This is a genomic window from Pseudomonas sp. S2_H10 (assembly GCF_054668285.1).
Map to the genome: position 1 here is coordinate 1303697 of NZ_CP162754.1, position 23162 is coordinate 1326858.

The window sequence follows — 23162 nt, forward strand, 5'->3', positions numbered from 1 at the left end:
GAGTGCCGCATCATGAGTCGTCACCGCTCGTATTTCAATCTGGGGTTTGGCGCCAGCCTGGCGGTATCGCTGTCGGCTTTTGCCGTCGAAGCCCCGACGGTGCACGTGTACAACTGGTACGACTACATCGGCCCCACCACCCTGCAGGATTTCAAGCGTGACACCGGGATTGTGCCGGTCTACGACACCTTCGACAGCGCCGAAGTGCTCGAAGGCAAGTTGCTCACCAGCCGCAGCGGCTACGACGTGGTGGTGGCCAGCAACTTCAGTTTGCCCACGCTGATCAAGGCCGGCGCCCTCGCCCCGTTGCCCCGTGCGCAGATGCCGGACTTCAAGAACATGGACACCGATCTGCTGGCGAAACTGGCCAACAACGACCCGGGCAACCAGTACGCCGTGCCCTACCTGTGGGGCACCAACGGCATCGGCTACAACATCGACAAAGTGCGCGCGGTGCTGGGCGACAAGGCGCCGGTGGATTCCTGGGACCTGGTGTTCAAGGAAGAGAACCTGGCCAGGCTCGGCGAATGCGGCGTGGCCATGCTCGACTCGCCGTCGGAGATGCTGCCGGTCGCCCTGCACTACCTCGGCCTGCCGCCCAACAGCACCAACCCCGAAGACTACAAGAAAGCCGAAGCGCTACTTCTCAAGTTGCGTCCGCACATCGCCTACTTCAACTCGTCGAAGTTCATCAGCGACCTGTCCAACGGCAACATCTGCGTGGCGGTCGGCTGGTCCGGCGCGATGCTTGAAGCCAAGGCCACCGCCGAGCAGGCCGGCAACGGCGTGAAGATCGCCTACAGCCTGCCGAAGGAAGGCGCGCCGGTGTGGTTCGACACGCTGGTGCTGCTCAAGGACGCACCGCACCCCGAGCAAGGCATGGCCTTCATCGATTACCTGATGCGCCCCGAAGTCATCGCCCCGGTCAGCGACCACCTCAACTACCCCAACGGCAACCGCAGCGCGACCACGCTGGTGGCCGAAGCAACCCGCAGCAATCCGGCCGTCTACCCGTCAGCCGAAGCCATGGCCACCCTGTTCACCCTGCAACCACTGCCGCCTGCTACCGAGCGCGTGCGCACGCGGATCTGGAGCAAGGTCAAAAACGGCCAATAACACACCACTGACCCTGTGGGAGCGGGCTTGCCCGCGATGAGGCCAGCACATTCAACATTGATGTTGACCTATCCACCGCTTTCGCGGGCAAGCCCGCTCCCACAGGTAGAGCATCCGCCCCGCCAATTTTTTCTGCCACGAATCGAAGATGAGAAAACCATGAAACCACGTGCCCGCGACCTGAACATCCAGTTCGGCCAACTGCAACCCGGCCCGCTCAACGCCATCACCGACGTTCCCGGCGTACGGATCGGCCACAGCGATGTACGAGGCCGCACCACCAATGGCCGTGACATCCTCACCGGCGTCACCGTCATCGAGCCGCGCGCCGGTTCCACCAGCCAGCATCCGTGCTTTGCCGGTGTCCATGTGCTCAACGGCAATGGCGACGCCACGGGGCTGGAGTGGATTCGCGAAGCGGGCCTGCTGACCAGCCCCATCGCTTTCACCAACACCCACAGCCTGGGCGTGGTGCGCGATGCGCTGATCGTGCTCGACCGCGAGCAGCAGCCGGATGACGGGCGCCTGTACTGGAACATGCCGGTGGTGCTGGAAACCTTCGACGGCTTGCTCAACGACATCAACGGCTTTCACGTCAAGCCCGAGCACGTGGCCCAGGCCCTGCGCTCGGCAACGGGCGGGCCGGTGACCGAAGGCAACGTCGGCGGTGGCAGCGGCATGATCTGCCACGAATTCAAGGGCGGCATCGGCACCGCGTCGCGACGCCTGAGCAGCGCCCAGGGCGGCTGGACGGTCGGCGCGATTGTCCAGGCCAACCATGGCATCCGTAACGAACTGCGCGTTGACGGCTACCCGGTCGGACGCTACATGGAACAGGTCGATTCGCCGTTCCTCAAGGCCTCGCTGCCCCATCCGGGCATGGGTTCGATCGTGGTCTGCCTGGCCACCGATGCGCCGTTGCTGCCACACCAGTGCACCCGCCTGGCCCAGCGCGCCAGCCTCGGCCTGGCCCGCACCGGGGGCGGCAATGAAGACCACAGCGGCGACATTTTCATCGCTTTCGCTACCGGTAATGATGTGCCACCGGCGGCCTACGAGAGCAAGAAAGCGCCGACCACCGACCACCTGAGCATGGTCAACAACGACCACATCAGCGAGCTGTTCCTGGCCGCCACCGAAGCTGTGGAAGAAGCCATCATCAATGCCCTGCTCGCCGGCGAAACGGCCGAAGGCAACGGGCATGCGGTATCGGGGCTGGATGCCGACACCTTGCTCGAGGCCTTGCGCCGCGCCGGCTGGCCGGGGGATGCGACTAGTGGTACTTGAGTGAAATACTCGGACTTTTTAGGATGAACTTACGCAGTCGCTTGGTTGCTCGACAAGCCGCTGCGTAGGTGGTGAGTGCACTGAACCCCTACCAAGCTCACCGCCTGCTTCATGCGCATCTTGAGCCTCAACGGCTCTACTTCCTCCCCATCAAAGAGCTTTTGAGGCTCTTTTTTTTGCTTGTGAAAATCACACATTTCCTGGGGGAACGGGCTTGCTCCGGGCGGCGATCCGACGAAAAACCGCTGGACTACGCGGTCATTCAGGTAGCCCGCGTTATCGTTGGCGTCCATCGCGAGCAGGGCTCGCTCCTACAAGGGATTTTCATTGGGGCACAGGGAACGCCAGGCCGCCTGCGCCAGCATGTCCCGGTACGCCTTCGGGCTACCCTTGACCCGGCCCGACAGCCAGGCGCGGCAGTAACTGTCGGCCTGGCCGATGATCAACGACAGTAACAACTCCGTCGGAAAACCACCCAGCCCGTCCCCCTGTGCGCCCAGCCATGCCAGCAACTGCTTGTTGCGCGCCTTGTTGCGCGTGGCGAGCTCGTCCTTGAACGGTCCCTTGGTCACGGCAAACCGCGCGTGGTACTGGAACCGCGCCCACTCCGGCTGGCTGTCGACCCAATCCACATAGCTGTGCACCAGCGCGTACACACCAGTTTGAGTGGTGCTTGCCTCAGCCAGGTAGCTGTCGCGCAGACGCGCCTGATCGTCGAGGGCGGTAAAAAACAGCGCCGCCACCAGGCCTTCCTTGTTGCCGAAATGGTGATAGATCGCGCCGACACTGGTGTCGCATTCAGCGCGGATCATTTCGATGGTGGTGGCCTCGATCCCCTGTTCGTTGAACAGGCTCAGGGCCTTTCTGAAGATGTCGCGCTTGAGTTCGGCGCGTCGTCCGGGGTAGCAGCGTTCGAGCAGATCGGCGGTTTCCATGGGTAAAAACAGTCCGCAAAAATCATGGGTGGAGGCTGGCGCTTGCCAGCGCACAAGTGACGTCAGGTTGACAGATTTCCTCTCGACAGAATACTGTTCCGTCATAGAATAATATTCTGTAACGGAACAATATTCTGTAAACCATCATCCTCGAGAGGCAAAAAAATGAGTCAGTTCCTCAGCATGTTCAACAGCGCCGGGCCAGAAGCGTTCAGCAATTTGGCCTGCCAGGTGGCGCCCTACTTCTCCACCATCAATCCGCTGGTCAAGGATTTGCGCAAAGGCTCGGCCACCGTGCACGTGCCGTTTGCCCGGGAAATCACCAATCATTTGGGGACGGTGCACGCGATCGCCATGTGCAACGCCGCCGAACTGGCCGCCGGGATGATGACCGACGTTTCCATTCCCGCCGGCGCCCGCTGGATTCCCAAGGGCATGACCGTTGAATACCTGGCCAAGGCCAAGAGCGATGTGACGGCGGTCGCCGAGGGTGAGGCCGTGGACTGGACCAGTGAAGGCGACAAGATCGTGCCGGTGGACATTCACGATGCCGAAGGCAAGAAGGTGTTCACGGCGCGGATCACCATGAATGTGAAGCTGGCGTGAGCACTCCCCGGGCTCTCGCGGGCAGCCGATGAGCGTAGGAGCCGGCTTGCTGGCGAAGGCGTCTCCAAAAACGGCGCATGACTTGAGGCAGCCATCGCCGGCAAGCCGGCTCCTACAAGGGATTTGCGGTGTCACACAAACATTGTGCGACACCGCGAAGGTGTCAGTCGCGGCGGCAAAAATTACCAGTCGTACGTCATCTCGACCGACGCCACCCGCTCTTGTCCGTAATAGCAACCGAACGAATAGTTGCAGTCCGATACATATTCACGGTCGAAGATGTTCTGCACGTTCAGGCGGGTCTGCAAACCGCGCAGGCTCGCGTCCAGCTTGCTCATGTCGTAGCTGACGGTGGCGTCATAGACGACCCAGGACGGCACGTCGAACGAGTTGGCCGCATCGCCCGGTTTGCGCCCGGTGTAGCGCGCACCGGCACCGAAGGTCAGGCCGTTGAGGTTGGCCTGGGTGAAGTGATAGTCGACCCACATCGATGCCGACACCGGCGACTGCGCTTCGTTGCGGTTGTCCTGACTGCCCCAGGTGTCCTTGGTGTAGAACGAATCCATGTAGCTGGCAGCCGCCATCACATCGATGTTGTCGAGGCTGGACTTGACCTCCAGCTCGATACCCCGCGAGCGCACTTCGCCGCTCTGGGCCATGTATTCCGGGTACACGACGTCGCCGGTCAACACGTTCTTCTGCTTGACCTCATAGACCGAAGCGGTAATCAGCGTCTTCTCGAACGGCTGGTACTTCACGCCGATTTCGTATTGCTCGCCCTTGGTCGGCTCGAACGCCTTGCCGCCGCGCTCGGGCGCCGCCGTGCCGAGGGTCGGCAGGAACGATTCGGAGTAGCTGACATACGGCGCCAGGCCGAAATCGGTCACGTAGGTCAGGCCCACCCGCCCGGTGAACTGGCTGTCGCGCTTGGTTTCATGGGTGGACGCCAGCAAGTCCTTGTTGTCGATTTCCGCCCAGTCCTGACGGCCACCGATGGTCAGGATCCACTTGTCCAGCTTGATCTGGTCCTGCAGGTACAGGCCGGTCTGGCGCAGGGTGTTGTCCCACTGGGTGGTCAGCGTCGGCGTGACGCTGGCGGTGTCGTAGTTGTTCTTGCCATACAGGTCGACCGGCAACACGTTGTTGGCGTTGTAGCCATCGTACTTGCGGCTGAAATGGCGATAGTCCACGCCCATCAACGTGGTGTGCTCCAGGGCGCCGGTGTTGAATTTGTATTCCAGGTTGTTATCGATGGTGTACGCGATGTTGTGCTGGCGCCAGTCGACCTTGGCGCGGTTGGCCCGGGTGTAGTCGGTCACGCCGTCAGCACCGGTGACAAAGCTGCGCAGGTAGAAACCCTTATAGCGGTCACGCACGTCGGTGTAGCGCGCGCTGGAGCGGTATTTCAGGTCTTCGCTGAAATCGTGGGTGAAGTCGTAGCCGAAGACGTACTGATCGCGCTTGTAATCGTTGAAGTTCGTATCGCCGGAGAAGAAGTGCCGGTTGATCCGCTCACCGTTCGGACCGCGGTCGAGGGAACCGATCCTCGGCAGCGACTGATAATCCGGCACGCCGTCGTCGCGCTGGACCTGCGCCAGCAGGGTCAGGGCAGTGTCGTCGTTCATGTTCCAGGTCAGGCTCGGCGCCAACAGCATGCGCTGGCTGTTGTTGTGATCGACCTGTTCATTGCCCTTGTCGGCGACGCCGACGAGGCGATAGAGGAACTGTTTCTGCTCGTCGAGCGGGCCACTGGTGTCGAAGGCGCCGTTGACCCGGTTGTAGCTGCCCGCACCGAGCTTGACCTGGTTTTGCTGCTCGCTGGTCGGGCGCTTGGAGACCATGTTGATCAGGCCGCCCGGCTGGTTCTGCCCGTAGAGCACCGACGACGGCCCCTTGAGCACTTCGATGCGTTCCAGGGTGTACGGATCGATTTGCGGCGCACCGCCCAGGCTCCCCGCATACGGAATGTAAGCGCCGTCCAGGTACAGCGGCGTCGGCGCGAAGCCACGGCTGGTGATCTCGTCGGCGATCGAATTGCGGTCGGTGAAACCGCCGGTGTTCAGCCCCGGCGTGTAGCGCAGGGCCTGGGTCAGGTTGCGCGCACCCTGGGTTTCCACCTGGTCAGCGGTGACCACGTTGATGGTCTGCGGGATCTCCAGGATCGGCGTGTCGGTCTTGGTGGCGGTGGCACTGCGGGTGGCGACGTAGCCGTCTACCGGACCATAGGCCGACTCGGTCAACGCTCCGGTAATGCTGGTGGCGCCCAACTGCACTGCCGCACCGCTGGCCACGATCGGCAACAGCGAATAGCTGCCATTGTCGTGGCGCACCGCTTCCAGTTTGCTCCCGGCCAACAGCTGGCGCAGGCCGGCATCGACGCTATAGCGGCCCTGCAACCCGGCGGTTTGCTGGCCGTTGGCATGGGCCGGGTCGAAGGAAACGGTCACCCCGGCGATGGAGGCAAACCGGGTCAGCGCTGAACCCAGCGGGCCGGCCGCGATATTGAATTGCGTTTCGACATCTGTTTGCGCCCACGCAGGCGCTGCCACCAGCGTCATCCCCAATGGAACGGCCAGCGCCATCCCCAGCACGGCCGCTTGTACGGCGCGATTCAGCGGTTTGACGGGGGACTGGCGAGGTGAATTGCGGTGTTGGGGATTGCGAGGGGTCATGCAGTTTCCTTTCGCCCGTTGGCAGTGAGTGGCGGCGTCTGTTGCACCTGTAACTACCAAGTCGAACGAGAATCAAAATCAACAACACCCGCGACGAATTTTTTTTCGATCATGCTCAAACCGGTTCCACCGAGACCCAGTAGCGGCTGAACCGACGAATGCGCACGGGCAAGGTGGACGTCAGGTTGTCCAGCACCGTATCGGTATTGCCCAGATGAAACGCCCCGGAAATCCGCAAGGCGGCGACCGCCGGACCACACCCCAGGTGTCCGCTGCGATAACGCTGCAACTGCGCGATGAAGTCGCCCAGGCGCCAGTCGTCGGCCACCAGCATGTCGCGGGTCCAGGCATCGGCCTGGGGATTGGCCGGTTGCAGCGTCTCGATACTGTCCTGGCGAAAACCCAGTTGCTGACCGGCATCGACCCGCACCACCGGCCCCGACAGATTGCTCATGCGCACCTCCACGGCATGCTCCTGCACGCTGACTTCGCTGCGCCCTGCTTCGCTGCGCACCACGAACCGCGTGCCCAGGGCGCGAATGCTGCCTTCGGCGGTGTGCACGATGAAGGGACGCGCGTGGGGGTCGCGGGCGGTTTCGATCTGGATCTCGCCCCTGAGCAACCGTACTTCGCGCAGGCGTTCGCTGTAGCGCACGTCCACGGCTGTCGCGGTGTTGAGTTGCAGTTGCGTGCCATCGTCCAGGCGCACGCGGCGGCGCTCACCGGTGGCGGTGCGTTGATCGGCCATGAGGGTTGGCAGCGCCGTGGTGTTCCAGGCCAGCGTGCCCGCCCCGCCCGCCACCAGCAAGATCGACAACACCTTGAGCACGTCGCGGCGCCTGGCCCGGGCGCTGGTCAGGGTCGACCGGCCGATGGCGGGGTTGATCTGCCCTATCTTGTCCTGCAGGCGCGCCAAGCGTTCCCACGCTTGCCGATGGCGCGGATCGTGTTCCAACCAACGCTGGTGCGCCGCGCAAACAGCCGCGTCCGACGCCTCGTCGCGCAAGTCGACATACCAGCGCGCCGCGGCTTCGAGGGTGGCGTGGTCCAGTGGATGCGGGTTTGCCACGCCTCAGTCCTCGATCAGCAGCAGGCAGTGGGTCAAGGCGCGCACCGCATGCTTCTTCACTGTGTTGACCGAGACCTGCAAACGCCGACCAATTTCGACGTAACTCAAGCCATCGAGCTGCGCCAGCAGGAAAATTTCCCGAGTGCGCTCGCCCAGGCCATCGAGCAGGCGGTCAATCTCCATCAAGGTCTCGATGATCAATTCGCGGGTTTCCGGCGACACCGCCACGGGCTCGGGGATGGCCGCCAGGGTTTGCAGGTACGCCTGCTCCAGCGCCCGTCGACGGAACGAGTCGATCATCAGGCTGCGGGCAATGGTGCTCAGGTAGGCACGCGGCTCACGCAACTCGAGGTTCTTGCGTTGAGTGAGCACGCGAATGAAGGTGTCCTGGGCCAGGTCCGCGGCATGGTCGACGCAGCCAAGCCGTTTGCGCAGCCAGCCGCACAACCAACCGTGATGGTCCTCGTACAGCCTGTGCACGGAGTGTTGCAGCGAGAGATCAGCGGATGACATGGAAACGACCCGTCACAAGAGTTATTTGATAATGACTCTCATTTTCTTCGAAGCCGGCACCGTTTGGCAAGACCGCTGAAATCCGCCGGGCAATCCCTCAGACCAGACGCAACCGAGGGCCAGTCGCCGGCACCGCATCGTCACCCAAGCGCTCGCGCACACACTCATTGGCTTTGCGCGTCAACTGGTCGAGGTGTCGGTCACGCTGTTTCTCCGCATCGGTCATGGCGCGCTTGCCATGCTTTTGCAGCAGGTAGGCATGAATCTGCCGCACCTCCAGCGAGCTGTAGATCGACGCCACATCCAGCAACGCCATCAAGCCATCGGTGACGTGGTCGCGGGTGTTCATCAACACCTGGGTCGCGCGCACGCCCACGACCTGAAAGCCCATCGCCTCGAAATACGGCACCTTGGCCACCGCGCAGGTCAGTTCGGCATGGGGATAGCGGCCGACCATTTCCCGCAGCATCCGCCGGGCCACGCCCTGGCGCCGAGACTCGGCCTGTACCGCCATGTACGCCACGCCGCACGCATCGGGATCGTCCTGCACCGGCAGGTACAGCAAAAAGCCCAGGACCTTTTCCGGATCGTCTTCGTCGGTGGCGACGATCAACTCCACGGCAATGCCTTTTTCACCGTTCAGCGCCTGCAGATACAGGTGCACCTCATAGCCGATCGCATATTGATAAAGGTTGTACAGCAGGTTGCTGGGCGGGATCGCGACCATGCTGACGTCGGTCAGGTTGTCGACCACCATCTGCAGGATCTGGCTGTTGATGTGCTCGGGGCACGGGGTCTTGAAATGGCTGATCAGGGGCATTGCGATGACAGGCTCCGGGGTCGAGGGCTGCCTATGATAGCGCGCCTGATACCTGCGGTCCGAGGGGTGATGGTGGCGTGACAGGTGACTGGGGAAATGGGTGGGTGAAGGCCCCCGGTTTTGAGGATTGCCACCCACTGCGGCGCTTCAGTTACAACCTTCAATATCTTGAAACAATTCAAACTCCAGCTTCCCGCGGATGTTGCAGCGCTTGGCACAGCTATTGCGTTGACCGTTTTGCGTACGTCAGCCACATCGGCGCGCCCCCGAGGGAAACACTATGAAAAGCATGCCTGACCTCAAATCGCTTGGCTTCAGCAAACCGGGCATCGCCGTTGTGGTGCTCATCAACATCAGCCTCGGCACCGTCAACGCCGCACCGCTGGACGACGTCGACTATCCGCCTCCTACAGATCCTTCAGCGTATACCAATCCTGCGGCCGACCCCAAGGCCGCACTGGATGGCTTGCTGACCATGCCACCCACCAACCTGGGTTCCATCGCCTATCCCAATGGAGTGTATGGCAATCGCGGCACGCCAACAGGCGATAACGTGCTGCCGCCCGCCCTGCAGACATCGTTCAAGATCCCCACCAACGGCAAGCCCAGCCCGTTGTTCGGGGCCTTGCCGTACACGCAACAACTGCTGCTGTTCGAAGAATTCGGCACGGAAAAACTCGACCCGACACTGCCGGCACCGCCCCTGACCTTCCCGGTTCCGACTGTCGGCCCGGCGCCCACGCAGGACCCCAACAGCATCGCCCGCAGTGGCCCGGCGGCCGCGGCGCTGGAAGCCTTCATGCGCCAGCCGGGGCTCTACCCGTTTCCGTCACAGTACTCCAACGTGCTGGACCGCAACCCGTGGAAAGCGCAAATCGAAGCCTTCCTCAACCGCCATCCGGTCGGCTCGCCGGCTGAAGGCCGTCCGCCAGGAAAAGGCTGGTCGCACCAGCGCTGGAACGAGTTCTACCCACAGGTCGCCTTCAAGACCGTGCAAGCGGGCGCCAAGCTCAACGGCGGCATGCGCGACCGTCGCCAGCTGCACAACTACGCCGTCGGCGAGTTCGGACCGGGCGGGCTGTACTACCAGACCTCGGACATCCCGGCCACCACGGGCACCACCAAAGGCATCGACACGCGTTTTCACCCCAACATGCCGATCCAGAACCACAAGGCGCTGTGGACGTTCGACGGCACCTTTCCGGTAAAACTGCTGATGGTGCGCTACGGCCAACCGACGCTGATGCGGCACTACAACGCCCTGCCGATCGATCCGTCGGCCAACTCGGGTTTTGGCCTGCACACCATCACCACCCACGAACACAACGGTCACTCTCCGGCAGAAAGCGACGGCTATGCCAATGCGTTCTTCTTCCCGGGGCAGTACTACGACTATCGCTGGCCGATGCAACTGGCCGGGTACGACACCATCAACACCAAGGCTGAAGATCCGCGCGCAGCATTCCCCTGCGCCCCGGGCGAAACCCTGTACGTCAACGACGCCACGCCAGGCCTGAAGACCTGCAACAACGGCAGCATCAAGATCCGTGGCGACTGGCATGAAACCATGAGCACCCACTGGTTCCATGACCACATGCTCGATTTCACCGCGCAGAACGTCTACAAGGGCAACGCGGTGATGATGAATTACTACAGCGCCCTGGACCGCGGTAACGAAGCCTTCCAGGACGGCGTCAACCTGCGTCTGCCCAGCGGCTCGGCATTGCCCTGGGGCAACCGCGACTATGACGTCAACCTGCTGGTGGCCGACAAGGCCTGGGACGCCAATGGCCAACTGTGGTTCAACCCGTTCAACACCGACGGCTTCCTCGGCGACCAGATCCTCGTCAACTGGCAGTACCAGCCGCGCCTGAAAGTGCGTGCGCGCAGCTATCGGTTCCGCATCCTCAACGGCTCGGTGTCGCGCTACTTCAGGATCGCGCTGGTGCGTGAAGTCGCCGGCACCGGGGGTGAATTCCCCGGCCCGGCAGGTTCCGGCGTGTCCTATACCCGCGTGCCGTTCCACATGATCGCCAACGACGGCAACCTCATGGAACACGCCGTGCCGTTCGACGGCAGCATGGACCTGGACGGTGACGGCGATGTGCAGGACCACAACGCCATCCTGCCCACCCAGGGCATTGCCGAGCGCTTCGACATCATCGTCAACTTTGCGAAGAACGGGATCTCTGTCGGCGACAAGCTGTACTTCGTCAACCTGATGGAGCATCAGACCGGCAAGCAACCGGAAAAAACCCCGCTGAGCCTGGCCGATGTGCTGTCCGAGAAATACAAAGCGGTGCTCAAGCAAGGCAGCAAAGGGCTGGAATGGGACAAGGGCGACCCGGTGGTGGGCAAGTTCCTGCAACTGATTGTCCAGCCTTATGCCGGCCAGGACGTGAGCATGAACCCCGCCGACTACGAACCCGCCAAACCGGGTAAACCGGTGGGCAAGGTGATGATCCCGCTGACCATCAACCGCGACGATCCGGTGATGCAGGCCAAGATCAAGGCCGCGCGGCATCGCGAGTTCATCTTCGGCCGCTCCGACGGCACCGACGAAGCCCCCTGGACCATCAAGACCGACGGCGGCCTGGGCTACAACATGGACACACGACGGGTCAGCGCTGCGCCGCAACTGGCCAACGGTCCGACCGATGCCGGCTTCTCCGGCGACGGCACCCTGGAAGTGTGGAAAATCAAGAACGGCGGCAACGGCTGGAACCACCCGGTGCACGTGCACTTCGAAGAAGGCACCATCCTCAGCCGCGACGGCAAGGCGCCACCGGAATGGGAAAAATGGGCACGCAAGGACGTCTATCGCATCGGCGAGGGCATCGACAGTTCGGTGGACGTGGAAATGGCGATCCGCTTCCGCGAATTCGCCGGGACCTACATGGAGCACTGCCACAACACCCAGCACGAAGACAACTCGATGCTGCTGCGCTGGGATATCGAGCACCCTGGCCAGTTCCAGCTGATGCCAACGCCCCTGCCCGGCTGGGACGGCGTCTCCTATGTGAACTCGGCCGCGTTGCCAACCTTCCGCACCGGCGATACCCGCAACAACAACGAGGGTGATAACAAGAAACCGCTCGCCAACCCCGACAGCGCCACCAGCAACGGCCAACCGGTGACCATCAACGTGCTGGCCAACGACAGCGACCCTGACGGCAACGTGCCGCTCAAAGTGGTGGGCCTGGAGCAACCGGACTCGGGCAAAGGCACGGTGACTACCGATGGTGCGCGCGTGATCTACACACCACCGGCCACGATCCCCGCGCCGTTCACCGCGACCTTTACCTATAAGGCCGCCGATGCCAAGGGTGCGGAGTCGGCACCGGCGACGGTGTCCGTGGCGGTCTCGGCAGCGGTGGTCGAGAACCTGATCGTCACCAGCGCGACCGTCACCGCCCGCAGCAACGGCCGTTACTACTGGGTGCTGTCCGGCACCACCTCGCGTGGCCCGGGCAACAGCATCACGGCGACGGCCACGACCACCACCGGTACGGTGAACCTTGGCGCCGCCACCCTGACGCCTACGGCGACAGGCGCGCGCTGGAACATAGCGGTGACGACCGTCGGTAGCCCGCCATCGCCCAGCCCGACCGCGACCATCACATCGGCCTTCGGCAAAACCGTGACGGTGCCTGTGCACTAGAGCGAATTGATCGGCGCCCGGTCCGCGGCGCCCGGTCCATGCAATGTGGACCGGGCGCTTTTTTTTGGGCCTTCACTGATTTGAAGATCACTTGTAGGAGCCGGCTTGCTGGCGATGGTCGTTAACGAAAACGCGTGTGAACTGGATAAACGCGGCGCGCTTGAGTCCATCGCCAGCAAGCCGGCTCCTACAAGGTTTGAGGGTCACGCGATCGCGTTATCGGGCAGGCTCCAGTCAGCGCTGCGGCGCCACCATCCGAAAGCGGATTTTGATCTCGTTGGACACCACGCTGCTCGCAAACTCGCCCTCGCCCATCTTGAAGTCGTCACGCTTGAGCACCAGTTCGCCATCGAAGATGCCGACGGAGCTCCCCGATTTCAGCAGCACCGGCACGCTCACCTCCCGAGTGAGCCCGCGCAGGGACAGGTTGCCGGTGAAGGTATAGCGGTTATCGCCAAGGGACTTGATGGTCGTCGACTCGAAGGTCGCCACCGGATAAGTTGCGGTATCGAACCACGCTGGTTTTTGCAGTTCGGTGTTGGCGTCGCTGCTGCCGGCGTCGATGCTGTTCAGGTCGATGGTCAGCACGGCGTGGGCACCGCCGGGGTTATCGGTGTCGAAGTCCAGATTGGCCTTGAACTTGCTAAAGGTGCCGTAGGCTCTCGAACCCATCTGCTCATAGGTGAAACTCAAGGTGCTGGCCCTGGCGTTCACCGCCTTGTATTCCACGGCCTCGGCGAACGATACCGGGCCGAACAGCAAGGTGCCGGCCAGAGCGACGCAACGCGCGGATCGAAGGTTCATGGCACTCTCCGGGAGGGCTCCCGTCCTGAGTTGGCGTGCCGCGCAAGAATGCCGGCACCAGATGGACTAAAGCAAACAACCGGCGTTTATTCCACCTTGCCCACTGATTTGCGACCACCTGTCGCTACCCGCAGTCCTCGCGCTGCCACGCCCGCCGCAACAGTTCGATCACCTCGGCATCCCGGGTCTGGGAAAAGTCCATGTACCAATGGCCAATCGACGTGAACCACTCGGGCATCAGCGGGCAGACCAGTTCATCCACCTCGCTGCGCAGGGCCTCCAATGTCTCGATCGGCGCCACCGGCACCGCCACCACGATGCGCGCTGGCGCCTGCAGCTTCAGCGTCTGGATCGCCGCACGCATCGAAGCGCCGGTGGCCAGGCCGTCGTCGATCAGGATCACCACCTGGTCCTTGAGCTGCACCGGCGGCCGCGTGCCACGGTAGACCTGCTCGCGGCGCAGCAGCTCGCGGGTTTCCCGCTCGACCACGGCGTCGAATTCGCCGCGAGCGATCGGGTGCGCGCGCAGTGCCTCTTCGTTACGGACCAGGATACCGCCGCTGGCAATCGCACCCATGGCGTACTCCGGACGGGACGGCACGCCGAGCTTGCGCACCAGCATCAGGTCCAGGCGAACCTTCAGCGCCGTGGCCACCTCATAGGCCACCGGCACGCCGCCACGGGGCAAGGCCAGAACGATGACTTCGGGGCGATTGGCGTAAGGCAGCAGCGGCTCTATCAAACGCCGCCCGGCCGCCGGCCGGTCTTGCAGGATGGAATGGGACAAGGGGTTCATCTCCCCAGGCGATTGCGCCTGTCTTTTTCAGTCACACCGTCCTTTTGTGGCGAGGGTTTTGTGGCGAGGGGGCTTGCCCCCGTTGGGCTGCGCAGCAGCCCCCAAAAATATCGCGATCAGTACAATTTTTTGCGAGCGCTTCGCACTCGAACGGGGGCAAGCCCCCTCGCCACAAAGTTCAGTGAACAGCATGCCCCTCCCGCTGCGTCCCGCCTACACCAACCGCTCAATCTTCTGATGCTGCCACACCAGTTTGTAATACAGCGTCTGCAACACCAGCATCCCCAGATACGCCACCGGAAACGCCATCCACACCCCTTGCAGCCCGAACTTCGCATCCAGCAGATACGCCGCCGGCAACTGAATCCCCACCACGCAGACAATGGAAATCGCCACCGGCACCATCACCGTGCCGCTGGCACGCATGATGCCGCCGATGATCGCCTGGAAGCCGAACACCAACAGGCTCCAGAGCATGATGTGCAACAGGTGCTCAGCCATGTTGAGTGTCGCCTCCTCGGTCAGGAACGACGCCAGCAACCAGCTCGACAACAAGTACCCGAGCACCACCAGGCCACCGGTCAGGCACACGTTGATCAACAGCCCGGTCTTCAGGATCGGCCCGATGCGCTCGATGCGCCCTGCCCCGATCGCCTGCGCGCCAAGGATCGACGCGGTAATCGCAATCGACAACGCGGGAAACTGCACGTAATTGACGATCTGCGTCACCGCGCCATACGCCGCCGTCGCCTGGGAACCGTGCTGGTTCACCAGCGCCAGAATCACCAGCTCCGACAACGACAACACCACCATCTGCAACCCGGTGGGCAAACCGATGCGCAGCACCTTGCCGAGGATCGCCATGTCCAGCTTCATCGCCGCAAAGAACTCGCGGTCCGGCGCCAGCGGATGGCCCTTGCCAATCAAGCGCCACGCCAGCAACCCCATCGCCACCAGGTTACCCACCAGCCCCGCAATCGCCGCACTCTGAATGCCCATCGGCGCAAAACCCAACCACCCGCGAATCAACGCCGGCGTCAGCGCCAGCCCGACCATGGTCGACACCACCAGCGCCAACAACGGCGACAACGTATCGCTGACCCCGCGCAACAACTGCGTGAACAGCACAAACACCAACAGCGACGGCATGATCCACAACATCACATGGGCATACGCCACCGCATCGTCCAGCACATCCGCCGGCGTGCCCAACCCGACCAACGCCGACCGCGCAAACACACTCCCCACCACCGCCGCCACCAACCCGATCAACACCCCCAACAACACCGTCGCCCCGGCAATCGCTTTCACCAGATGCGTCTCCCGTGCCCCCCACGCCTGCCCGATCAACACCCCCGCGCCCGCACCGAGGCCGATCACCAGGGCAATGAAAAAGAACACGATGGGGAACATCCCCGACACCGCCGCCAACGCCTGGGTACCGAGCATCTGGCCGATGTAGATGCTGTTGACCGTGCCGGACATCGATTGCAGGAAGTTCGACAGGACCATCGGGGCGAGGAAAAACAGGTAGGTTTTCCAGAGGGAGCGTTGGGGGCTGGGGGTTTGCATGGGCGAAGATCCATCTCGAGGGCGGGAGCGATGATTAAGGATAGCGTTGGTGGCTGGAAGCAAGGGGCGAAGACCATCTCAGGTCTGTGTTCATATTTCCAGCGACCTGAGGTGAAAGGTCTGAAGTGGCGCCCGATTTTTTGTCCGATCAGTAAAGTCTTGAAAGCTGCTGGTATCTCGGCAGCGCTATTTGAATTGCCGCTTATACTGATCGAGCAACCTGGGTTTGCCATCCGTGTCGTATTCTCCTCGCACAGTGTCGCGTTCGGAGTGACATCTTCGGGCAAGACAAAGACTTACAGGTAGACAAAAAGCGCGATGGGTCATCAGATCGTGAACAGCGCGACCTTTCATATCGCCTGACTAATGATCAGTAGATCGATTCACTATCCGATTCAAGGAATGGAGAAGCAGGTTTATGAAAGAACCACTACCTAGAGCCTTTGGCTGTGCGATGTTATTGCTCGCCTCTTTGACATCCACCCTCACCCACGCAACGGACATTACTCCCGCCGAAACGAAAGCCATCGCCGAGGAGGGCTACGTCTACGGTCTGCCCATCGTGATGAACTACGCGATCATGTACGAGTACGCAGTGGACAAGAACTCCAGCCAGTACAAGGCGCCGTTCAACCAGATCGATAGCTTGCATCACGTCGCGACCTACAAGGACACGGCCATCGTCTCACCGAACAGCGACACGCCCTATTCCATGCTGTTCATGGACCTGCGCAGCGAGCCGATCGTGCTCTCGGTACCAGCGGTAGAGAAACCGCGGTACTACACGGTGCAACTTATCGATGGCAACACTTACAACTTCGGTTACATCGGCAGCCGTACCACCGGCGATGAAGCCGGCGATTACATGGTAGCCGGCCCCGAATGGAAAGGCGCGACTCCGCCGGGCATCAAGAAGGTGTTTCATTCCCGCACGCAACTGCCCTTCGCGGTCTTCCGGACCCAGCTCTTCAACTCGGCGGATATGCCCAATGTCGTAAAGATCCAGTCCGGCTACAAGGCACAACCGCTTTCCGCCTATCTCAAGCAACCCGCGCCACCTGCCCCGCCACCGATTGATTTCCCGAAGATCGACAAAGACCTGGTGAAGACCGACTTCTTCAAGTACCTGGGCTTTGCCTTGCAGTTCGATCCCGCCGCACCGGATGAAGTGGCGATCCGCGAGAAACTTGCACGAATCGGCGTAGGGAAGGATTTTAACTTCCAGGCTCTATCGGCCGAGCAGAAGTCCGCCATCGTTCAGGGCATGCAGGCCGGGCATGCGAAGGTCGCGGATGGGATCAAGAATCTCGGCACGAAGATCAACGGCTGGAACATTGCCGGTGCCGGTGGCAACAGTGCCTTTTATAACGGCGACTGGCTGAAGCGCGCTGCCGTGGCGCAAGCGGGCATCTATGCCAACGACGCCGATGAGGCCACGTATCCGATAACCAGTACCTTACCCAATGGCGAGCGACTCGACGGCAGCAAACACAACTACACGATCACCTTTGCTGCCGGGCAACTCCCTCCAGTCAATGCTTTCTGGTCGGTGACGATGTACGACGGCAAGTCGCAACTGCTGATCAAGAATCCGATCAATCGCTACCTCATCAACGCGCCGATGCTACCCGACATGAAGAAGAACGCCGACGGCTCGCTGACGCTGTACATCCAGAAGGATTCACCCGGCGCAGACAAGGAAAGCAACTGGCTACCTGCACCGAATGATCTGATCTACATGGTGATGCGCCTGTATTGGCCGAAGACGCAAGCACCTTCCATCCTGCCTCCTGGCAAAGGGACATGGAGTCCACCGCAGATCGTCAAAGTTACCTGACCCACCAACGACCGTATCCAGCGGACGGCCCTGATGAGCCGCCGCTGGCCGCCGGCTTGGTGCGTTGCCCAGGCTTTGCAATGGAGCCCGTGGTACTCCCCGTCACTTCAGCATTACTTGCCTCTATATCGGACATTGTTTTCCACAAGCGACGTCGTATCGGCCAAGAATGATGGCCAAGGGCTACGCTCTCCACGATTTCTCAAATACACCGCGTCCATGCCGGCAATCGATTTGCCTCCATGGCTTAAGCGATAAAACCTGTGGCGAGGGGGCAAGCTCCCTCGCCACAGTGAGAGGCTCGTCTTCAGGTATCAGTCCTGCCCCAGTTTCCCGGTTCGAATACATGGAGTAAGCGTACATGCCCTTCCCCCCTCGTTTCCTCGACCACTACCGTAAAGCCGACCGCATCATGCTGGGGCTGATCTGGCTGATGTTCGTGTTCGCGGTGGGCCTGGCATTCTGGCACGACACGTTCAAGCAGGCGTTGCTGGTCGGCGGTGGCACCAGTGTGCTGTTGACCCTGCTGTATCGCGCCATCGGCGGGTCGCGGTTGATGCGTTGTTTGCTCGGCGTGGGCTTGATGGTAATGGCGGCATTGCACATCAATCAGGCCGAGGGGGTCATTGAGTCGCACTTCGGGATTTTTGCGTTGTTGGCGGTGTTGACGTTTTATCGGGACTGGCTGCCGATCCTGGTGGCGGCGCTGACGATTGCGCTGCATCACGTGGTGTTTCATGTGCTGCAGCATCAGGGTTTTCCGGTGTTTGTGATGGCCCATCACGGTGGCTGGACGATGGTGTTCGTCCACGCCTTTTATGTGGTGATGGAGACGGTCGCGCTGCTCTATCTGGCGCTGCACAGCCAGGCCGATGCGGTGGAGAGCCAGGACATGCTGGACAAGATGCTCGCCACTGCGTCGCAGTTCACCGTCGGTGCCGGCCAGGGTGACAAGGCGCGGGTGCATGTGTCGCTGGCGCAGCGTTTCGATCAGTTCCTCGGGCAGATCACTGCGTTGGTGGACGGCGTGGTGCGTGACTCTCAGGGTCTGGGTCAGTTGGGCCAGGAGTTGGCCAAGGCGAGCAATACGCTGGAGAAAGGCGCCAAACATCAGTTGACGGAAATCGCGCAGATGACCGGGTCGATGCAGCGCATGGGCGATGCGATGGAGCACATCGTGGTGCACGTCGAGCATGCCGTTGAACATGCCGGCCAGGCCAGCGTGCAGATCACCCGCGGGCAGGAAAGCGTGAACCGTGCGCAACAGGAAATCACTCAACTGGCCTCGCGCCTGCAAGGCACCAATGAAACCGTGCAGGCGCTGGCCGCGCAGGCGCAGCAGATCGGTACGGTGCTTGAAGTGATCAGCAGCATCGCCGAGCAGACCAACTTGCTGGCGCTCAACGCGGCGATCGAAGCGGCGCGCGCGGGCGAGCAAGGCCGGGGTTTTGCCGTGGTGGCCGATGAAGTGCGCAGCCTGGCGCAGCGCACGGCGGTGTCGACCAAGGAAATCAGGACCATCATCGAGGCCTTGCAGCAAGGCAGCCGCAAAGCCGTGGAGGCCATGCAGGACAGTCGCGAAGGTGTCGAGCGCTGCGTCGAGGACAGTCAGTTGGCGGCGGCGATGCTGCAGGCCATCGGCAGTGACATCTCGCACATCGATGAACTCAATGGGCGGATTGTCACCACGACCCGCGAACAGTCCTCGGCGAGTTTCGAGATTGTCGGGCGCCTGCAGTCGGTGCAGAGCATTGCGCAGAACACGGCGGATGATGTGGAGACGCTGGCGTCGAGCAGTCGTCAACTTCCGCCGATTGCCACGCGGCTGGATGCGTTGGGGCGGACGTTTCATCAATAATGCAGCCATAAGCACCGCAGCGGAGTAATTGACCACGAGCGTCTCTTGGACTCCCGATTCGTATTCGCTGGCGATTGGGATGCTGCACCCAGGTTTTATGCAAATAAAATTGTGAAATAAAATGTGAAGACGGATCAGCTAAAAACCTTCACAAATCCACATAAAACCCAACAAAATAAGGCTTGTTAAACGATTATCCATGTGAAATAAAATGTGAAGATAATTCTGAGCATACGAACTGCCATGTCCTTAGTCACATCGAAATCCTGGCTCGACCCGGTTCTCCCGGATTCATTGCCCCCATCGATCATTGATCTTGCGGATGCGTTGCCCAGAAAGACCCAGTTTCTAGCCGGGCGACTACCACCTGAAACCGCCGCACGACTCGGCCGCCTCCTGCAAATCACCAATACGTACTACTCGAACCTGATCGAAGGGCAATACACCGAGCCTGCCGACATGCAGAAAGCACAAACGGCGCCGGTCAAAGATCGTAAACGACTCAAAAGCCTGGCGGTTGAACAAATGGCGGTGCAAGCCTTGTTTGAGCGGACGTTACGCCAGCGAGGCCCCTTTGCGTGGGGCGACATGTTCGCACCCGAGTTCGTGAGCGCAGCGCATAACCGGCTTTTTCGGGGAGCCAGTGACGCAGAACGTACATTGTCAGATGGCTCAATAATGCAACCCGGAATACTTCGCTCGGTCACGGGTCAAAACGTGATCGTCGGCAATCATGATGCGCCGGACGCTTCAGCCGTCGAGGTGATGCTGCGTCACCTTCAGTCAGGGTTTGGTCGGCAGACAGACCCTCGCCGCCAGTTGATTTCTTCACTGGCCTACCACCATAGACTCGCCTGGGTTCACCCCTTTACCGACGGGAATGGTCGAGTCGCCCGACTGATCACACATTTGCAGTTGGTGCGCCTGGGACTGGAGCCAACCCTTTGGTCACTGTCACGCGGTCTTGCGAGACGGCACCAGGATTACTACAGCGCCCTGACCATGGCCGACCGTGCACGAGAAGGTGATTTGGACGGACGTGGTCAATTGTCCCAGCGACGTTATTTCGAATTCATCGAGTTCATGCTGCAAGTTTGTCACGACCAGGTCGACTACATGATTGCCGCAGTGGATCCATCTCGACTGCGAGAGCGCGTAATACGCGCGTTTCGCTACAACGAGAGACTACTGCAGCAAGGTATCCGTGCGGAAAGTGCGCCAGCGATCATCGCGCTAATCACCCAGGGCAGCTTGCCACGCAATGAAATCAAGACGTTCACCGGCCTGACGCCGCGCCCGGCAATCGACGAGTTATCCAGGCTTGTAAAGCTCGGTCTGGTAGAAAGCCGAACGCCAAAATCCAGAATCGTGACCCCCGGCCTGCCCGCCTGGTTTGCCCAGGATGTCTTTCCAGACCTGCATCGTCGGTTTCAGTGACCCATCAACTCAGCAAAAATCACAACTCTATTGCATTGGCAGGGGCAGGCCCACCCGTCGCACCAATATTGCTCTACAGACTCAAACTATCTACATTTGAATCTATAGATGCAATACAAGGACACGATCATGGCCGTCCCCCTGCAACCCCAATCCTTCACAAAAAACCAATGCGTCACCGGCCTGCGCGCCGCCGTGAGCATTCTGGAAAAGTGGAAGGCCACCAGCGACCAGGCCTGTCGCATCCTGCGTATTTCCCGCAGTACCTACACCCGCGCCCGGCAGCGTGACCCGGATTGGGCGGTGGCGCTGGATGCGGATCAGATGCAGCGCATCAGCTTTGTGTTGAACATTCACGCGACGTTGCGGCTGGTGTTCGACAACCCGGACAACGTGTACGGCTTTGCCTCGATGGCCAATGACAACGAGTTTTTCAACGGGCGTTCGCCGCTGGAAATCATGGCCCAGGGCGACATGATTTCGCTGTATGAAACCTTCCGCCGCATCGACATGCTGCGGGGTGCGTTATGGTGATGGCGAGTGAGCTGTCGGTGTTTGCAGGTGGGTCGTTGCAGGCTTATCGCCTAGTCAATTCGAAGTTTCCGCCCATTGCGTTGTTCGATGACGTGGCGGACGCGGATGAGTTCGAACTGTTGTTCGAGATTCAGGCCCTGACCAATCCGCGGTTGAAGAATGAAGTGGGTCAGCTGGAGTTGATTGCGCGCAGCGAAATTCCGTTCGGGATTGCCGGTTGTTCTTACGCCATCGCGCCGTTTACCCATGTCAATCCGGCGGGTTCGCGGTTCAGTGACGGCAGTTTCGGGGTGTTGTACCTGGCGGATTCGATGGAAGCGGCGCTGGCTGAGGTAAGGCATCACCAGGGTCTGTATTGGTCGAGGGTACCGAGCCTGAACTATGAGCGGTTTGTGTTTCGTGGGTTGGCTTGTGCGTTTGGCGATGCAGGGATGAAGGACGCCACCGCCCTGCCGCCGACCGATCCGGTGTATGCGCCGGACGATTACAGCCATTCCCGTGTGCTGGGGCGCGCGGTGCGGGACGCCGGTTGTCCGGGTTTGCGCTATCACTCGGTGCGGATGCCGGGCAGTTATTGTTGGGCTTTGATGACGCCGAGGCCTGTGTCTTCGATCATTCAAGCGGCCCATTACGAGATGGTCTGGAATGGGCAGATCACCAGTGTGAGTCAGATCAGTAAGGCTTGAGCCCCGTTGTCAGGCACATGAAAACCTGTGGGAGCGAGCTTGCTCGCGATAGCTGTGTGTCAATCGACACATATGTTGAATGTGAAACTGCCATCGCGAGCAAGCTCGCTCCCACAGGGATATGCGATCCATTGACCGCATCGATAGTCACCATCATTTCAATGAAGTTCTCTTAAAAAATCCCCGGCGTAACATCAGCTCCATACCAACCCATAAGCACCCCGGAGCACACCATCATGAAACGCCAAACCCTCCTCAGCATCGCTTTCTCGGTTTTCGCAGTTAACGCTTTCGCCGCTACCTCTGCCCAACCTGTGGTCGCTGAAGGCGGCTCGGATCGTCTGATTGAAAGCCGTGTGGCCGAAGGCGGTTCCGACAAACTCCTGCAGAACCGCGTAGCCGAAGGTGGTTCCGACCGTCTGATCGAAAGCCGCGCTGTCTGAATGCAGTGCTGTACCGCAGGACTCAACAAAAAGCCCGGCCTCAACAGCCGGGCTTTTTCGTGGCTCAGTGTTTGATCGGTGTCACCAGCACCTTTTCCTCGGTGTCGAGGACGAACACCGCCAACAGGCGTGCCGGTTGGGTGTCGCTGGCGTTGGCGCTGACCAGGTGCACGGAACCCGGCTCCTCTACGAAGTTTTCCCCGACGGTGTAGATCTTTTCCGGCTCGCCTTTGACTTTGATGCGAAACGAACCCTCCAACACCGTTGCATAGATGAAGGCCGTTTTCGGATGGGTATGGGCCGGTGATGCGGCACCCGGCCCATACTCGACGACCACGCCCCTCATGCTCTTGCCGGGGATGTTGGGAATCGGGCGGTCGAACACCACCGTCACCTTGCCGGGGGGCGGTTCGGCGGCCGATGCTGCGCTGATCGAGAGTGCTGCGAAGACTGCAGCCATTAGCAATCGGGTAATCATGGGACTTCTCCTGGATGCGTAGGGAAATGTGCGGGTGC

At 61.0% G+C, this 23162-nt stretch carries 19 protein-coding genes and 1 pseudogene; 10 read left to right on the forward strand and 10 right to left on the reverse strand.

The annotated features are described in order from the left end of the window. Positions 1-12: 12 nt before the first annotated feature. Positions 13-1116, forward strand: coding sequence for a polyamine ABC transporter substrate-binding protein (locus tag AB4O16_RS05745; protein WP_460157258.1), 1104 nt, complete (start codon positions 13-15; stop codon positions 1114-1116). A 159-nt stretch (positions 1117-1275) separates the two neighbouring features. Continuing rightward, positions 1276-2403, forward strand: a complete 1128-nt coding sequence (locus tag AB4O16_RS05750) for a DmpA family aminopeptidase (RefSeq protein ID WP_460157259.1) — start codon at positions 1276-1278, stop codon at positions 2401-2403. A 29-nt stretch (positions 2404-2432) separates the two neighbouring features. Here the strand turns inward: AB4O16_RS05750 and AB4O16_RS05755 are convergent, their stop codons facing one another. Then, complete coding sequence (locus tag AB4O16_RS05755) at positions 2433-2696, reverse strand: hypothetical protein (RefSeq protein WP_160389610.1); 264 nt, start codon at positions 2694-2696, stop codon at positions 2433-2435. Positions 2697-2714: 18 nt separating this feature from the next. Continuing rightward, a complete protein-coding gene (locus AB4O16_RS05760) occupies positions 2715-3338 on the reverse strand; it encodes a TetR/AcrR family transcriptional regulator (RefSeq protein ID WP_160389609.1) in 624 nt (207 codons plus the stop codon). 165 nt (positions 3339-3503) lie between these two features. Between AB4O16_RS05760 and AB4O16_RS05765 the strand changes: the two genes are divergently transcribed. Further along, positions 3504-3944 (forward strand): hotdog fold domain-containing protein, encoded by a 441-nt coding sequence (locus tag AB4O16_RS05765; RefSeq protein ID WP_460157260.1) that lies wholly within the window; start codon positions 3504-3506, stop codon positions 3942-3944. Positions 3945-4126: 182 nt separating this feature from the next. On the opposite strand, the gene AB4O16_RS05770 is transcribed toward AB4O16_RS05765, so the two are convergent. The 4 genes from AB4O16_RS05770 to AB4O16_RS05785 form a co-directional block, all read right to left on the reverse strand. Beyond that, positions 4127-6616: a TonB-dependent siderophore receptor gene (locus AB4O16_RS05770; RefSeq protein WP_160389607.1), complete on the reverse strand. Its 2490-nt coding sequence runs from the start codon at positions 6614-6616 to the stop codon at positions 4127-4129. A gap of 115 nt (positions 6617-6731) precedes the next feature. Continuing rightward, positions 6732-7685 (reverse strand): FecR domain-containing protein, encoded by a 954-nt coding sequence (locus tag AB4O16_RS05775; protein WP_460157261.1) that lies wholly within the window; start codon positions 7683-7685, stop codon positions 6732-6734. Positions 7686-7688: 3 nt separating this feature from the next. Then, a complete protein-coding gene (locus AB4O16_RS05780; RefSeq protein ID WP_160389605.1) occupies positions 7689-8198 on the reverse strand; it encodes a sigma-70 family RNA polymerase sigma factor in 510 nt (169 codons plus the stop codon). Between the two features lie 97 nt (positions 8199-8295). After that, positions 8296-9018: a GNAT family N-acetyltransferase gene (locus tag AB4O16_RS05785; protein ID WP_460157262.1), complete on the reverse strand. Its 723-nt coding sequence runs from the start codon at positions 9016-9018 to the stop codon at positions 8296-8298. A gap of 280 nt (positions 9019-9298) precedes the next feature. On the opposite strand from AB4O16_RS05785, the gene AB4O16_RS05790 reads away from it, so the two are divergent. Then, positions 9299-12679: an Ig-like domain-containing protein gene (locus tag AB4O16_RS05790; protein WP_460157263.1), complete on the forward strand. Its 3381-nt coding sequence runs from the start codon at positions 9299-9301 to the stop codon at positions 12677-12679. A gap of 234 nt (positions 12680-12913) precedes the next feature. Here the strand turns inward: AB4O16_RS05790 and AB4O16_RS05795 are convergent, their stop codons facing one another. The 3 genes from AB4O16_RS05795 to AB4O16_RS05805 all read right to left on the reverse strand — a co-directional run bounded on the left by AB4O16_RS05795 (position 12914) and on the right by AB4O16_RS05805 (position 15851). Further along, positions 12914-13483, reverse strand: coding sequence for a YceI family protein (locus tag AB4O16_RS05795; RefSeq protein WP_460157264.1), 570 nt, complete (start codon positions 13481-13483; stop codon positions 12914-12916). 124 nt (positions 13484-13607) lie between these two features. Further along, positions 13608-14279: a phosphoribosyltransferase gene (locus AB4O16_RS05800; protein ID WP_460157265.1), complete on the reverse strand. Its 672-nt coding sequence runs from the start codon at positions 14277-14279 to the stop codon at positions 13608-13610. 213 nt (positions 14280-14492) lie between these two features. Continuing rightward, positions 14493-15851, reverse strand: coding sequence for an MATE family efflux transporter (locus AB4O16_RS05805; protein ID WP_160390092.1), 1359 nt, complete (start codon positions 15849-15851; stop codon positions 14493-14495). Between the two features lie 418 nt (positions 15852-16269). Between AB4O16_RS05805 and AB4O16_RS05810 the strand changes: the two genes are divergently transcribed. The 6 genes and pseudogenes from AB4O16_RS05810 to AB4O16_RS05835 all read left to right on the forward strand — a co-directional run. Then, positions 16270-17688 carry a DUF1254 domain-containing protein gene (locus AB4O16_RS05810; RefSeq protein WP_160390091.1) on the forward strand — a complete coding sequence of 473 codons (1419 nt, stop codon included), beginning with the start codon at positions 16270-16272 and terminating at the stop codon, positions 17686-17688. Between the two features lie 361 nt (positions 17689-18049). Further along, positions 18050-19546 carry a methyl-accepting chemotaxis protein gene (locus AB4O16_RS05815; protein ID WP_160390090.1) on the forward strand — a complete coding sequence of 499 codons (1497 nt, stop codon included), beginning with the start codon at positions 18050-18052 and terminating at the stop codon, positions 19544-19546. A gap of 243 nt (positions 19547-19789) precedes the next feature. Then, positions 19790-20983: a Fic family protein gene (locus tag AB4O16_RS05820; RefSeq protein WP_460157266.1), complete on the forward strand. Its 1194-nt coding sequence runs from the start codon at positions 19790-19792 to the stop codon at positions 20981-20983. A 129-nt stretch (positions 20984-21112) separates the two neighbouring features. After that, positions 21113-21517, forward strand: coding sequence for an antitoxin Xre-like helix-turn-helix domain-containing protein (locus AB4O16_RS05825; protein WP_160390088.1), 405 nt, complete (start codon positions 21113-21115; stop codon positions 21515-21517). Further along, positions 21511-22203, forward strand: a complete 693-nt coding sequence (locus tag AB4O16_RS05830; protein WP_460157267.1) for an RES family NAD+ phosphorylase — start codon at positions 21511-21513, stop codon at positions 22201-22203. Before AB4O16_RS05825 ends, AB4O16_RS05830 begins: the two co-directional genes overlap by 7 nt. 236 nt (positions 22204-22439) lie before the next feature. Beyond that, a pseudogene (locus AB4O16_RS05835) lies at positions 22440-22637 on the forward strand (phage infection protein); the annotation flags it as partial. A gap of 73 nt (positions 22638-22710) precedes the next feature. On the opposite strand, the gene AB4O16_RS05840 reads toward AB4O16_RS05835, so the two are convergent. Further along, complete coding sequence (locus AB4O16_RS05840) at positions 22711-23124, reverse strand: cupin domain-containing protein (protein ID WP_460157268.1); 414 nt, start codon at positions 23122-23124, stop codon at positions 22711-22713. Positions 23125-23162: the final 38 nt, after the last annotated feature.